This is a genomic window from Shewanella sediminis HAW-EB3 (assembly GCF_000018025.1).
GTDB lineage: Bacteria > Pseudomonadota > Gammaproteobacteria > Enterobacterales > Shewanellaceae > Shewanella > Shewanella sediminis.
In genome coordinates, this window is the sequence record NC_009831.1 from 1,557,104 (window position 1) to 1,571,426 (window position 14,323).

A 14,323-nucleotide genomic window follows, 5' to 3' on the forward strand; every position below is an offset into this window, starting at 1 on the left:
AGTCCCCTACAAAGCACTAAAATCAATTGTTTTAATGGCATTAATGATTTGAGAATATGGTAATTCTTCGGCTTTGTCTGCAACTACCAATATGCCATAGCGAATTAACATTTCACTACCACTCAATTCTCGGATTGCTACATCTTGCACGCCTTCAAGCATTGCATCAGACATTAATGCAGCCCCATAACCAGCTCGGACCAATTGAATCAGCATGGGTTTAGAATGTGCGTGTGCAGTGACTTTAATTGCTCGCTTATTTCCTGAAGTCACTCTGGCAATACGTTTACGGTTAAAACACCTTGGGTTTACTACAAACTCAACTCCGTCAAGATCAGACGGAGTAATTTCAGCAAGCTGATTTAAAGGATGTTCAAATGGAATGCACAACTTAAATTTTTCATTCCATAAAGGTATAAAAAGCTCGTTCTCTGTGCGCTTATCATCCATGCCTATTTTTATATCTGACGGCTGTCGCTTGTGGCAAATGTGGATTCGCACTCCTATATTTGATAAGCGGTTTAAAGTCCGTAATATTTTTTGATGCTTATGGGGACTCATGATAGGAGGTATACCTACTTTCACTGTCTCTACAGAATCCCATCCAGTATTGAGAATCAAATCTAGTTCACTAAGAATATTTTTAGCTTTAAAATAAAGACTGTGAGCTACACCAGTTGGAACAACTCCTTGACCACCTCGTTTAAATAGACTTTCACCTAAATCTTGTTCAAGCATTTTGATAACATTAGTTATCGTTGGTTGTGTTACACCACAGCGTTGAGCTGCTAAGGTGAGTTTTCCTTCTTCATAAACAGCGACAAATGTGCGCAGCATAGATGGATTCATGTTTAATACCCGACATTTAGAATATGGTAATATTATATTTTATTGAAACGTTGATTAATGTGATGCACCATGTTTATCGACAAGGTTCTACAGTATTAAAATAGCTCTTGTTGAAATAAATAAGGCCCCTTTTCATTATGTAAATAATTGCTGGTGCACTTCGGTGTTGAAGTCGAACGGATGGCTCGAAAGTTAATTGACCGCTTGTAAATCGTGTTGTAAGGCGAAAGAATAAAAGTAAAATTGTAAGTTTCACTACTTTTTATGAGGTTTAAAAGTAGTATTATTAATTTTGATAAAATGCTGCATGGGGTATTTTCTCCCGGTGACATGTTTGGATGTTTACTGTTATAAACACTCCTGGCTATTGCAGGTTTTGGATTATGTTTGCTGCATTTCCCTTAAATCCGATAGCTCGTTTTGATAGATTATCGGGGACATCAGCATGGGTGAAGTTAATACGTAAAAGTTTCCAGTCTGGCATTGAACATATTATGTGCTCATTAGGCCAGCGGATAACTGACGGAGTATTGAAACCTGCACCTACCTCTATGATTACGCCTTTTTTATCTTTTGCCCGATTCAACCATTTTTCTAAACCCCGTCCGTTAGGGAGTAAGTGAGCATCAATAAATGAAGCATCTGAACGAACATTAGGGAATACGGTGCCGCCACAGTTTGGACAGCAGGGAATCAAGGAGTTGTCTAAAAGGCGCTGAGTTTTAGGATCCGTTGCTGCTATGATTTTGTCAATTTGTGCTTTCCACGGCCATACGTCATCGGTACATGGTGTGGTACATTGCAACAGTGCATAATCGCCTTGAGGCGTATAGATACGGTTTGCATCAAATCCATTGCGCTCAAACATGGCATCAACATTGGATGTCATAACAAAGGTATTTTCATTATCAATATGTGCCGCTAATTGGTGAAATTGTTGATATACCTCTGTCTGAGGCCATTTAAAGCGTACAAAATTGACATGCGCAGCCCAATACCCCCATTGCAAATCGGGTGTCCAGTTATCAAAGCCAATGAGTTCATATTGAGCATTAAACCCATACTGTAGCATGGCCGGGTACTCACGTTTAAATAGAGCCGTATCAGCGTAGTTAATACCAGCCGCTGCGGTCATTCCTGCACCCGCAGAAAATAGAATAAACTCGGATTCCTCTAACCATGCTTTCGCGGTTGATATAAGCTGAGGGACGAAATCATGTCCATTCATAAATAAGCCTTTCGTAAATAGCTGCATCTGCTTGGGTATACAAGTTAAACACGACTTTCTCAAAATGCTGTGGGTGCTCACTTAGCCAGTCAGAAACTGTTTCAAGTGCAACGCTTGCCGCATCTATTTTGGGGTAGGAAAACACTCCTGTTGAAATAGCACAAAAGGCAAGTGTTTTTAAGTCGTTAATTTCAGAAGCTAGGGTTAAACAACTTTGATAAGCACTTTTTAGTTGCTTTTCATCTTCTTCATCAGGTAAATAACCTGAATGTAAGCATGGGCCTACAGTATGGATGACATACTTTGCTGGTAGTGCATAGCCTCTGGTTATTTTGGCTGACCCCGTTGGCTCCAAACCACCTTGTTGCTCAATAATGGTGGCACAATCATCTCTTAACCGAGATCCCGCAGCAGAATGGATTACGTTATCAATACATCGGTGATTGGGTTGTCTGCAGCCTAATAGATAGACGTTAGCAGCATTAATAATTGCATCAACCTTAAGTTGAGTAATGTCACCGACCCAAATACTGGTGTTGCCTGCAGCTGGATAGGAGGTAGTATAAGTACTATCAATGGAGGGCAATGATGCTGTATCCGTAAGCGGTTGTTGAGCGTTTACACAAGCTGCAATTGAGTCTATCTCGTTCATTAAATCTGTTGGCAGTCGATAGGGCTCCACCAGTGCTAAGGCCCCGTGTAGTTTTTCTAAAGCTTTTTGCTGTGAAATACTAGGAGAAAAAGAAACGTTAAGTTGCTCAAGCACTGAAATAATGGCTGGGTGCAAAAAGGCAGTTGGCTTAATGTTAGTAGCTTGGTCAAGTTTAATGGCTTGCCTATATTTATTTATTGGGAGGTAAGGAATCATCGTTAACCCTTTGAAGCTTATCCGCCTGTTTTGCTCATTAAGGCTTCTATGTATTAATCAAATGTGCAAAACGCACAATAATAATGCGTAAACATTTAGGAAAGCAGGGCCTCTAATATGAGACCCTGTTGAGGGCAATTAAAACATACCGTTATCGTGAGCCATTTCGGCGGGTACTTCTTGAATGATGTCCCAATGCTCTACAATTTTTCCATCCTTAATGCGGAATAGATCATAGAAGGCTTGTGGTTTATCATTCCAACGCCCTTCGCTTTGAGTTAAAACAAAATTACCTTCGCCGAGAATACGGTGAACTTTGTGATAATCGAACATATTATTTTGTGATGCAAGATAGGCAAGGGCGTCATTTAGGCCATCTAAACCGTCTTTTACCATTGTATTATGTTGATCATATTGCTCTGTGCTGATGTATTCAGTGATTTTTTCAGGCGCTTTGCCAAAAAATACATCTTCCATAAAGTTAGCAATTAATTGTTTATTGTCTTTAGTTTTGTCGGTGTCAGTAACCAGTGTTGGGCCGTCGAATTGTGAGCGCCCACTTGCCGTTTCTTTAATAACAGGAGAAATGGCATCCCAATGCTCGGCAACTTGGCCACCTTGCATGCGCCATACATCAAACGTTACCACCTCTTTAGCGCCAAATGCTTCAGCATTATTATAAGTGTTATGCATAACAATGAAGTCACCATCTACCAATAAACGATGGTTTTTATAGGTTAGACCAGCTTCTTTTAATACCGGTAAAAATCCGATTGCTGGTGCTAGACCTGTTGGTACATGGGGGTTGTGTTGAATATAATCTTCACGGTAATACTCTTTCATTTTTACAGCATCAAAATCTTTAAAAAAAGCGTCTTGTGCTTTTATGGCTGTTTGTTTCATTAGGTTGATATCCTGTTGATCGAATGATTGGGATTGTACGTTTCGTGTATCTGTATGCGAACAAGCACTTAGACACGATACTGTAGCGATGAATAATGTGGCAGGTAGTAATTTTCTCAAGGTAATTCCTTTAAATAATGTTAAGCATGAGGTTTATAGTAGACATTTATTTAACATTTTATTAGAGGGGGAAAACTAATATAATTATTAACTCTAGCTAACTAATGGGGAGGGAATGTTTTCCATTAAAACATTAATATGACAATCTCATTTGATAACAAAAATGCTTTATCTTTTTTTGCTTGGTATAAGTAACCCAAAGATGACTAAAATCAATATCTTATGTTGTCCAGCCTAAGGGGGAGAGCTTTTTACGTTATCGTGTTCTGATCTAACTGGTAGTTATGGGTAAACATAAAGATAGGAAGAATTTAGCGTAAAATCACCAACTGGTCTCAGTACAACAAGGCATTGGTTAATCTAGTCTCGTAGACTTTCTGTATTGATGTTCAAGCGATTAGGGCTTGACGATGAGCTGTATATCACTGGCGTAGTGGTAGAGGTGAGAGTTACTCCGATGTTGCTATTGAAACTGCACTCGCCGTTAAAGGTGTATTCAATTTATCATTACGAGAACTTGAGGTCTTCATTCACTCAGCTTTCCAACTCGCAGGCGTGCCTCTTATCTCGACGACTTTTAGCTGCACTAGCTGGCGAACCAAGAGTGTCGATATCAAATGTCGTGCACAGAGTCGTGGAATTGTGGAACATATAGCCATTGATTTAACGAGCCTCATGTCTACGGTGAAGTTGAATAGAAAACTCGTAAGCACGGTAATGAAGCGCCGTACCTGACGTCAGTTTCAACTTGCGATATATAGCACCATGAGATATTAGTCTCTGAAGCGTCACTCGTTAACGTCGATGATATTGAGGTGTTGCCGACATTGTTCAATCATTTCTGAAGACTTATTGGACGGGTTTCAGCGGATGAAGCATACTGCACCAAAGCGCGTTATCAGAAACCGTCATGTACTGATACAAGTAATTGAATAATATAAAACTTAGCCAGCGGAATTATAACACCTAAGTAGGTGAAGTACTGGCAGATGTTAAGGCCATCAACAAAGTCATAAGACTAGGTATACCAGTTACAAGCTGAACAACCGACCAAAAACTTGGGGGTGACTGCGTCTATAAAGGGTATTTGAACAAAAATGCCCCCGCATCAATACAACGGGGGGTTAACATCAAATATGTCAAAGCGAGGGAACAGGTTTAGGTATTGGAAGTGGTCAATATTAATTGACCACTACAAGATTTTAACTTGTTACTATTTTTTATTACGTACTTCCTATTAATATTGTTTTTATTTGCAAGCTTTAATGCGATGCATCTTGCATATTATTTGCTAAGTAAGATAAATACACAGTAATAACAGCCATTAGCCACATTAAAAGTGACATGGGAAGTAAATCTTCATGGATCAACAAACTTGATAAAGCCCCCATTAACGCTCCACATCCAAAGTTGAAAATACCCATCATGGCTGATGCAGAACCAGCGGCGCTTGAAAATGATTGCATATAAAGACTCATAGCATTAGGCGAAATCAGCCCTAAAGAACCGATTGCCAGTATCATTAACGAGACCATCATTTCTAAAGACAAACCAGTTGCATTACCGATGACAAATAGGCTAACCGCTATAAACTGAAGCATACTCCCAGTCAATAAAAGTTGTAAGGGAGATAGCCAACGTAAAAGGAAGGACGAAGCACGATTTAAAATCATCATCGCCAACAAATTACTAGCAAATAGAACTGGAAATAGCTCCTTGCTTACATGGAAGAACTCCATGTAAGCAAATGCTGCATTGGTAAGGAAAATAAACATAACAGAAGTTGCACTTGAACTTAGCAGTAAATACCGCCATGCTCTGATATTAGTCAAAACAACTTTGTAGGGGGTAAATAATTCCTTAAGGCCTGTTGTTTTTGTTGGTGTTGAATAGTCTTTTAGGCTGATAAGAGTGGCAACAAGAATAATAGCCGCATATATAGAAAGAAATATAAAAATAGCTTGCCACTGAAAAAAATGAAGCAAAATGGATCCAATTGCTGGTGCAATAAGGGGAGCACTCGCCATAATAAGACTAGTTAAGGCAAACATACGAGTGCGCTCTAAACCTACATATCGGTCATTAACGATCGCTGATGAATTAACCATGGCTAAACCTCCTGACATTGCCTGCAAGAATCGTAAAGCTAGTAAATAAACAACTTGATCAACCCATACTAAAGCGGTACTGGTGCACATGAACCCAAAAAGACCAATGATTAATATGGGTTTTCTACCAAAATTATCAGATAGTGCTCCCCCTAAAAATTGTCCTAGTGCCAAACCGATGAAGAAGATGGAAATTGATGTTTGTATGATTTGTACGCTGCTACCAAAGTCAATTGCCATCAAAGGTAATGCAGGTAAATAGGTGTCAATACCTAAAGGCGCGAGGGCTGTAATTGAAGCTAATAATATAGCTAAAAAAACATTTTGGATATTACTCTGCACTAATGTTTTTCGAATTGATAACATAAAGGTTTTGTATCCATGTAAGGTTTGATATTACTTTGGCAATAGATAGATTAATCATATACACTTAATCATTACTTGATTAGTGAATATAAACTTACGTCATTATTAATGATTGCTTAACAATGGGCGTGTCATGCAAAGTAGATTTTTAAGTAGACTCAAACGAATTGCTATTTTTTGTCAGGTAATTGATAGTGGTACAATGCGCGGGGCCGCAGAAAAATTAGGGATGACCCCTCCTGCTGTGAGCCAGTATATTAGCCAATTGGAAGCTGAATTAGAAGTCACTCTCATCTATCGGTCCACTCGAAAAATAAGTTTGTCCGAAGCAGGAGAACAATATTATCGGCACGGGAAAAAAATGCTATCAGCTGCCGCTGATGCAGAGGAGGCCATCAATGAGCTTAAACATTCTCTTAACGGCGAACTGCGGGTTTCTGTCCCTGTTGGTTTAGCAACAAAGCCAATCGCGCAAGCATTGAAACCCTTAATTTCTACGAATCCCGAACTTAATCTCACCATCATTGCACATGATCAGTATATTGATCTTATTGAAGAAAAAGTTGATATAGCAGTACGAGTCGGTGAGCCTGAAGACTCAAATTTTATTTACCACCCATTGGGCAGTGTTCGGAAACATTTATTTTCCAGTGCAGAGTATTTGCAAAAGAATGGAAACCCAGTCACACCTGATGATTTAGAAAAGCATTCTTGGCTTGGGCTAATTAACAAACAAACTTTCTCTGAAATCGAACTACACCACCCTAAACACAAACCTTATAGATTAACTCCCAAGTTAAGGCTGCGTTTTAATGATCTCAATTCGCTTATATGCCATGTCCAGGAGGGGTTTGGCATAGCTGTTCTTCCAGAGTTAGAGGTTCTTCATCTGATCGAGTCTGGAGAGTTAGTTAGAGTTTTACCCTGTTGGAGTCAGGGGAATCATGAAATCCACGCACTGACGATCAATAAAAAAAACCCAATGAAAGTAAGAGCTGTTATTAAAGCACTTAAAGAATATTTTAGGGATAAAGGTTGAATGTTTTTTATGTGGAATTTATTTCGAATGTAGCGATTTATAATTATTGGGTCGTACACTCATTTAGGTATGAGTAATATTTGTATTTACAATGTTAGGTGTTTTGTTTTTTGATAAAATATCGCTGTCAGTTTTAACTTTCATCTTATATGTTTGTCATTCATTTTTGTATCCCTTTAAAATAATGAATCTCCAAGTGGCAAAGTAATAATCTGCTTGCAAGCTTGAATTCGGGGCCGCTAACTATTTTGTTAGAGAACGAAAGAAATCATTGGGTATGTATCGTAAGTTTAATCGAAAATGCCCTCCCTTTCTTTTACAGATGCGCACACTCAAAATTATTTAATTGTTTGCTGAATATTAAGGAGGCGTGAAGTGTAACTATTGTTGGTTGATAAGTTATCCTATAGATTTTATTAAGTTGTTTTGCATTGCGATGACAGTGATGTTGCTTATTTGTGAGGGGCGTTTTATCTTGGCTTTTCTTAGCTTGTTATTGTCGGTAATTATTGTTTCTCCTTATCGAGGTCTTTCAATGCTTGTATTTGAGTCTCATTGTGTTTAGGAGAGGTTAGTTATTCATGTGGAAAATTAAAGTGGGGCGTTTGTGTGTCTACATTGCAAGTTCTTTATTTTCATTTGGTAACCCTGAAATCACTGGCGGTAACGCACTTAGTTCTACGCTTCGGTTAGTCTCGATATTCGCCGTACGGGTGATATCAAGGACCGTGACGAATAAATGTCTGTGCCTTTAGTGTTCACAGCGGATCATTTTTTCATTTTAAAACATAGATCCCGCCCGGGAACTGCTGATTTCCCCCCCTTTGCGACTTTGTGCTCCTAAAACTCTGGTTGTTATCATTGAGACTGCTTATAATGTTCGGCTAAATAGAATGTCGGTGATTTCACAGAGTCACCGTTAGCTTAACCTTATTCAGGATGATTTCATGTATCAAACCACTGCAGCGCTAAGAAGTGCTTTCTTAGAGTATTTCCGTACTAACGGTCATCAGGTTGTGGACAGTAGTTCACTGGTACCTGTTAACGATCCTACCTTGCTGTTTACTAATGCGGGTATGAACCAGTTTAAAGATGTGTTTCTGGGTGAAGACAAGCGTAGCTATACGCGTGCGACCTCGTCTCAGCGCTGTGTTCGCGCTGGTGGTAAACATAATGACTTAGATAATGTGGGATACACGGCTCGTCACCATACATTCTTCGAGATGCTGGGTAACTTTAGTTTTGGTGATTACTTTAAGCGTGATGCAATTAGTTTTGCATGGAACTTTCTTACTCAAGAGTTAAAGCTGCCTAAAGAGCGTCTGTGTGTCACTATCTATGAGACCGATGATGAAGCCTATGATATCTGGACTAAAGAGATCGGCGTACCTGCTGAAAACCTTATTCGCATAGGTGACAATAAAGGCGCACCATACGCGTCAGATAACTTCTGGCAGATGGGGGATACCGGACCTTGTGGCCCATGTTCTGAAATTTTTTATGACCACGGTGACCACATCTGGGGTGGACGTCCGGGTACTCCGGAAGAGGATGGTGACAGATTCATTGAGATCTGGAACATCGTTTTCATGCAGTACAATCGCCAATCTGATGGTGAAATGTTACCACTGCCTAAGCCTTCTGTGGATACCGGTATGGGTATTGAGCGTATCGCTGCAATCATGCAGGGCGTTCACTCTAATTATGAAATTGATATATTCCAGGCGCTGATCAAGAAAACTGCCGAAATATTATCCGTTACTGATTTAGAAAATAAATCGCTGCGGGTTATCTCCGATCACATCCGTTCATGTGCCTTCCTGATCGCCGATGGTGTTATGCCATCGAATGAAGGTCGTGGTTATGTACTTCGTCGTATTATTCGTCGTGCGGTTCGTCATGGTAATAAACTTGGCGCTAGCGACTCCTTCTTCTATAAGCTGGTACCTACATTAATCGAAGTCATGGGCGATGCAGCCAAAGGGCTGGTGGCAACTCAAGCTATCGTTGAGAAGTCGTTGAAAGCCGAAGAGGAGCAGTTTGCACGCACACTTGAGCGTGGCCTGGGCATTCTCGATGGCGCGCTAAACGCACTGAAAGGTGATGTATTAGATGGTGAAACGGCATTTAAGCTTTACGATACCTATGGTTTCCCTGTCGATTTGACCGCTGATGTCTGTCGTGAGCGTGAAATCACCGTCGATGAGGCGGGTTTTGAAGTCGCGATGGCCGAGCAGAGAAGTCGTGCTCAGGCGGCAGGGCAGTTCGAGACTGACTACAATGATTCTCTGAAAATTGATGAACTGACGCATTTTTCCGGTTATACCGAGTTAACTGCACCTGGAAAAATTACCGCTATCTATATGGCGGGTGAATCTGTCAATTCATTGAGCGCCGGAGATGAAGCCGTTATCGTTCTCGACAGCACCCCTTTTTATGGTGAGTCGGGCGGTCAATGTGGCGACAGAGGGGTATTGTCGGCTAAAGGTATCGAGTTTGATGTGAAGGATACTCAAAAGTACGGTCAAGCCGTTGGGCATCAGGGAGCATTAACCTCAGGTACGTTATCTGTCGGTGACAGCTTAGAAGCTAACGTCGATAAAAAGCTGCGTCATCGTACCGAGCTGAACCACTCCGTGACTCACCTGTTGCACGCCGCACTACGCCAGTTACTGGGCACACATGTGACTCAGAAGGGCTCACTGGTTGACTCAGAAAGGTTGCGATTCGATTTTTCTCATTTCGAGGGTGTTAAGCCTGAGGAGTTGAAGGCGGTCGAAGATCTGGTGAATACTCAAATCCGTAGAAACCACAAGCTCAGTGCCGAAGTGATGGACATGGATCAAGCGAAAGAGAAGGGGGCTATGGCACTCTTCGGTGAGAAATATACCGACGAAGTCAGAGTTGTCACTATGGGCGATTTCTCTATCGAGCTTTGTGGTGGTACTCACGTCGGTCGCACCGGTGATATCGGTCTGTTTAAGATCACCTCGGAAGGTGGTATTGCTGCTGGCGTGCGTCGCATCGAGGCGGTAACTGGCGCGGCGGCTATGGCCTATGTAGCAGGGCAAAAAGCAGAGCTAGACCAGGCGGCAGCCTTACTTAAAGCCGATAGTGCCTCTGTGGTATCTAAGCTTAAGGCACAGCTGGATCGCACTAAGCTGCTTGAGAAAGAGTTATCTCAGCTTAAAGATAAGCTTGCTGCGGCCACAAGTGCCGATTTAGCGGGCGAAGCGCAGCAGGTCAACGGTGTGAATGTGTTGGTTAAAAAGCTGGACGGTGTCGAAGCCGGTGCGCTACGTGGATTGCAAGATGAGCTGAAGCAGAAGCTTGGTTCTGGCATCGTGGTTCTGGGTATCGCCGGAGATGCAAAAGTTAATCTGATCGTTGGTGTCACTAAAGATCTGACCTCTAAAGTTAAGGCCGGTGAGCTGGTAGCCTCGATAGCATCACAAGTCGGTGGTAAAGGCGGTGGTCGCCCAGACATGGCGCAGGCCGGTGGTAGCCAACCAGAGAACCTGGATAGTGCCTTAGAGCAAGTTATCCCATGGCTTACTGAGCGTTTGGCTTAACTCTTAGCTTAACACCAATGGTATAACAATCAGCTTTGGCTATTAAAAAGCGCTTCAGGCATCTGAAGCGCTTTTTTTATGCAGGGCCGGCTTTAGCCTGGAAGGGAAACTCGCATTTTGTAACCGTTTGACTATGTTAATGTAGGGATTGTTAAAGTAATTGATCATCTATCCTTCTATATCAATGATAAAGGGCTTTGCTCCTTGGGTAATGGTAGATTTAATGCTAGCTTAACTACAGAGTCTGGCATTAGCTTTGCTATCGCTAAGGGCCCTATCATGTTATCAGGTGCTGTTCGGGGGCTATATCACGCTTTTGAATTAAATAAGCTGCATTTTAATGATGGATTTCGGTAAGAGTACTATTAATTTGTACTAAGCTAACCTTATAATACGTATATATAACGGATTAGTGCCGTATTAAGCAGAATTTGGAACTAAAGGAGTAAACGAATGCTGATATTGACTCGTCGTGTTGGTGAAACACTGATGATTGGTGATGAAGTAACTGTCACTGTTTTAGGCGTTAAAGGTAATCAAGTACGTATCGGTGTGAATGCACCTAAAGAAGTCTCGGTACATCGTGAAGAGATCTACCAGCGCATTCAGTCTGAAAAAGCTGGCAACCCTTCTGAAGGTGGCAATTTTTAGTCTAGCCTGCTCAAGATTAGTCTTTAAATAGAGAAGTCAGTTTATCGCTGGCTTTTTTGCTTTCTGGCATTCGTGAATCTTAAATATCAGATGTGGCGTCTCTCTATATTGTACGGCAAACGAGTTAACCGGTACGAGTCCATGGATAGGTGCGGGAAGAATAGTGCTGGAGCAATTATCGAGATAAACTCGTTAGGTTGTTACTAGAGAAGTAAGCAGAGCCCTTGCTTGTATGGCCTTCGATTCCTGTTGAATGATCAGATATTTATTGGTATTGGTATATTATTTGTTTGATCTGTTTAAAAACACCCCAAACAGAAATGCTTTATAAGAAATGGTTTGACTTATTTTCTTCAAACAGTAATATGTGCGCCAAGAAACGGAGAGGTGGCCGAGTGGCCGAAGGCGCTCCCCTGCTAAGGGAGTATGGGCTTTAAATCCCATCGAGGGTTCGAATCCCTCCCTCTCCGCCATTTCTTACTTGCAAAATACGTTGCGGATGTAGCTCAGCTGGATAGAGTACCTGGCTACGAACCAGGCGGTCGGAGGTTCGAATCCTCCCATCCGCACCATTTTTGTGAGACGACGGAATATATTGAAACGCGTTGCGGATGTAGCTCAGCTGGATAGAGTACCTGGCTACGAACCAGGCGGTCGGAGGTTCGAATCCTCCCATCCGCACCATTCAATATGAAAAATCGAAAAAAGTTTTATTTGTGCGGATGTAGCTCAGCTGGATAGAGTACCTGGCTACGAACCAGGCGGTCGGAGGTTCGAATCCTCCCATCCGCACCATATTCAAGTTTCCAGTTAATTGATTAACTGGAAATAAAGTTGTCATTGTATCGATGACTTTAAAATGTAAGATTTGCGCGTGTAGCTCAGCTGGATAGAGTACCTGGCTACGAACCAGGCGGTCGGAGGTTCGAATCCTCCCACGCGCACCATTTACTTTTATAAAGTGAATTAGGAGAGGTGGCCGAGTGGCCGAAGGCGCTCCCCTGCTAAGGGAGTATGGGCTTTAAATCCCATCGAGGGTTCGAATCCCTCCCTCTCCGCCATTACAATTAAGCCCGTTGATGCAATCAACGGGTTTTTTTGTGGCTTAAGGTAGTTATTAACGTCTTATGCTCAAAGCAATGGAGTCGTTAAACAGGTTAGAACTACCATTAAAAGAAAGATATCGCGCGTGTAGCTCAGCTGGATAGAGTACCTGGCTACGAACCAGGCGGTCGGAGGTTCGAATCCTCCCACGCGCACCATCTCTTTTAGATTAAGTCTGATAATCGGTGTTAAAGTGTTTTTGTGCGGATGTAGCTCAGCTGGATAGAGTACCTGGCTACGAACCAGGCGGTCGGAGGTTCGAATCCTCCCATCCGCACCATATTTAAATTCTGTTTAATTGGTTCAGTTATTAACTGATTAATCGGAATTGAAATTGTCTGTTTACAGGCAGAGATAGAGATAAAGTTTGCGCGTGTAGCTCAGCTGGATAGAGTACCTGGCTACGAACCAGGCGGTCGGAGGTTCGAATCCTCCCACGCGCACCATCTCTTCTCAGACTTAGTCTGAAAGTTAGTGTTAAGTGTTATTTGTGCGGATGTAGCTCAGCTGGATAGAGTACCTGGCTACGAACCAGGCGGTCGGAGGTTCGAATCCTCCCATCCGCACCATATTCAAGTCTGTTTAATTGGTTAAGTTTTTAATTGATTAAGTGGAAATAAAGTTGTCTTTTACAGACGGCTTTAAGATGTAAGATTTGCGCGTGTAGCTCAGCTGGATAGAGTACCTGGCTACGAACCAGGCGGTCGGAGGTTCGAATCCTCCCACGCGCACCATTTACTTTTGTAAGTAAATTAGGAGAGGTGGCCGAGTGGCCGAAGGCGCTCCCCTGCTAAGGGAGTATGGGCTTTAAATCCCATCGAGGGTTCGAATCCCTCCCTCTCCGCCATAATACCAATCTCACTAAATAGGTGCTCAGTTCAGAGCCATTCAGGCCTTTCAATTCAAGGTGCATTGGTGAAGAAATGGTTATTCCCTTTTAAGATAATGTAACGCAGAAGTGGAATGCCTGAGAGGCTCACATAGTGCGGGTTTCAAAGCCCTTTATGCTGCGTTAGATGCTTTCGATATAGAATAACTATTAGCTTCAAACATCCGCCTTGCCTACAGTGCTTTGAACTCCCGCTGAAAGATCACATAATTAGTAGGATTGGTATATAAACCAAGCCCGTTGATAATATCAATGGGCTTTTTTGTACCTATCTCTTACCTATTCCCCCTTTTTCTAACCTCTTACCTCATCACTTTTCTTAAAGTACTGCATAACTTTTCATTTTGTCCGCTTTTTATCCTTTATTCCGAATTCAATTTCTATCTCTTCACAGCTCCATTTACTAAAAAGTAATGAAAAACACTTGCCGATTGATGATTCCTTATAAATATCCTGCTTAAATTAGTGAATTCTCTTCATGAACAGTTTGTTTTTGTCACTATTGGTATGACCAATTTACAAGCTGCTCGCAATTTTGTTATAGATTAGTTATTGTTTTTCCCGTGAACAGCGTTAATTTACTCTACAAGCGGATAATTTTTGGCATTCACTTGGTGCTTTTTAGA

8 protein-coding genes, 12 tRNA genes and 1 pseudogene are annotated in these 14,323 nt (G+C 41.7%); 16 read left to right on the plus strand and 5 right to left on the minus strand.

Annotated elements, in window-relative coordinates; genetic code table 11:
* Window positions 1-6: 6 nt before the first annotated feature.
* The 4 genes from SSED_RS06740 to SSED_RS06755 form a co-directional block, all read right to left on the minus strand.
* Window positions 7-849, minus strand: coding sequence for a LysR family transcriptional regulator (locus SSED_RS06740; protein ID WP_012141659.1), 843 nt, complete (start codon window positions 847-849; stop codon window positions 7-9).
* A gap of 364 nt (window positions 850-1,213) precedes the next feature.
* Window positions 1,214-2,077 (minus strand): SIR2 family NAD-dependent protein deacylase, encoded by an 864-nt coding sequence (locus tag SSED_RS06745; protein ID WP_012141660.1) that lies wholly within the window; start codon window positions 2,075-2,077, stop codon window positions 1,214-1,216.
* A complete protein-coding gene (locus tag SSED_RS06750) occupies window positions 2,064-2,945 on the minus strand; it encodes a macro domain-containing protein (RefSeq protein WP_012141661.1) in 882 nt (293 codons plus the stop codon). The genes SSED_RS06745 and SSED_RS06750 overlap by 14 nt, the downstream gene beginning before the upstream one ends.
* A 138-nt stretch (window positions 2,946-3,083) precedes the next feature.
* Window positions 3,084-3,848 (minus strand): nuclear transport factor 2 family protein, encoded by a 765-nt coding sequence (locus SSED_RS06755; protein ID WP_012141662.1) that lies wholly within the window; start codon window positions 3,846-3,848, stop codon window positions 3,084-3,086.
* Window positions 3,849-4,289: 441 nt separating this feature from the next.
* Here SSED_RS06755 and SSED_RS23935 point away from each other — a divergent pair.
* A pseudogene (locus tag SSED_RS23935) lies at window positions 4,290-5,010 on the plus strand (transposase).
* A 220-nt stretch (window positions 5,011-5,230) separates the two neighbouring features.
* Here SSED_RS23935 and SSED_RS06760 read toward each other — a convergent pair.
* Window positions 5,231-6,442, minus strand: coding sequence for a Bcr/CflA family efflux MFS transporter (locus SSED_RS06760; protein ID WP_012141663.1), 1,212 nt, complete (start codon window positions 6,440-6,442; stop codon window positions 5,231-5,233).
* 133 nt (window positions 6,443-6,575) lie between these two features.
* Between SSED_RS06760 and SSED_RS06765 the strand changes: the two genes are divergently transcribed.
* The 15 genes from SSED_RS06765 to SSED_RS06835 all read left to right on the plus strand — a co-directional run bounded on the left by SSED_RS06765 (window position 6,576) and on the right by SSED_RS06835 (window position 13,655).
* A complete protein-coding gene (locus SSED_RS06765; protein WP_012141664.1) occupies window positions 6,576-7,481 on the plus strand; it encodes a LysR family transcriptional regulator in 906 nt (301 codons plus the stop codon).
* A gap of 947 nt (window positions 7,482-8,428) precedes the next feature.
* Entirely contained in the window at window positions 8,429-11,053 is a 2,625-nt protein-coding gene (alaS, locus tag SSED_RS06770) for an alanine--tRNA ligase (protein ID WP_012141665.1), read from the plus strand.
* A 453-nt stretch (window positions 11,054-11,506) separates the two neighbouring features.
* On the plus strand, window positions 11,507-11,704 hold the full coding sequence (csrA, locus tag SSED_RS06775) for a carbon storage regulator CsrA (protein ID WP_012141666.1): 198 nt from the start codon (window positions 11,507-11,509) through the stop codon (window positions 11,702-11,704).
* 381 nt (window positions 11,705-12,085) lie between these two features.
* Window positions 12,086-12,177: transfer RNA gene (locus tag SSED_RS06780), tRNA-Ser, on the plus strand.
* A 22-nt stretch (window positions 12,178-12,199) separates the two neighbouring features.
* Window positions 12,200-12,276: transfer RNA gene (locus SSED_RS06785), tRNA-Arg, on the plus strand.
* A 35-nt stretch (window positions 12,277-12,311) separates the two neighbouring features.
* Window positions 12,312-12,388: transfer RNA gene (locus SSED_RS06790), tRNA-Arg, on the plus strand.
* Between the two features lie 34 nt (window positions 12,389-12,422).
* A tRNA-Arg gene (locus tag SSED_RS06795) sits at window positions 12,423-12,499 on the plus strand.
* A 75-nt stretch (window positions 12,500-12,574) separates the two neighbouring features.
* Window positions 12,575-12,651, plus strand: a tRNA-Arg gene (locus SSED_RS06800).
* A gap of 22 nt (window positions 12,652-12,673) precedes the next feature.
* Window positions 12,674-12,765 (plus strand) — tRNA-Ser (locus SSED_RS06805).
* A 124-nt stretch (window positions 12,766-12,889) separates the two neighbouring features.
* Window positions 12,890-12,966: transfer RNA gene (locus SSED_RS06810), tRNA-Arg, on the plus strand.
* Between the two features lie 45 nt (window positions 12,967-13,011).
* A tRNA-Arg gene (locus tag SSED_RS06815) sits at window positions 13,012-13,088 on the plus strand.
* Between the two features lie 89 nt (window positions 13,089-13,177).
* Window positions 13,178-13,254 (plus strand) — tRNA-Arg (locus SSED_RS06820).
* Window positions 13,255-13,300: 46 nt separating this feature from the next.
* Window positions 13,301-13,377, plus strand: a tRNA-Arg gene (locus SSED_RS06825).
* A gap of 88 nt (window positions 13,378-13,465) precedes the next feature.
* Window positions 13,466-13,542 (plus strand) — tRNA-Arg (locus SSED_RS06830).
* A 21-nt stretch (window positions 13,543-13,563) separates the two neighbouring features.
* Window positions 13,564-13,655, plus strand: a tRNA-Ser gene (locus SSED_RS06835).
* Window positions 13,656-14,323 lie beyond the last annotated feature (668 nt).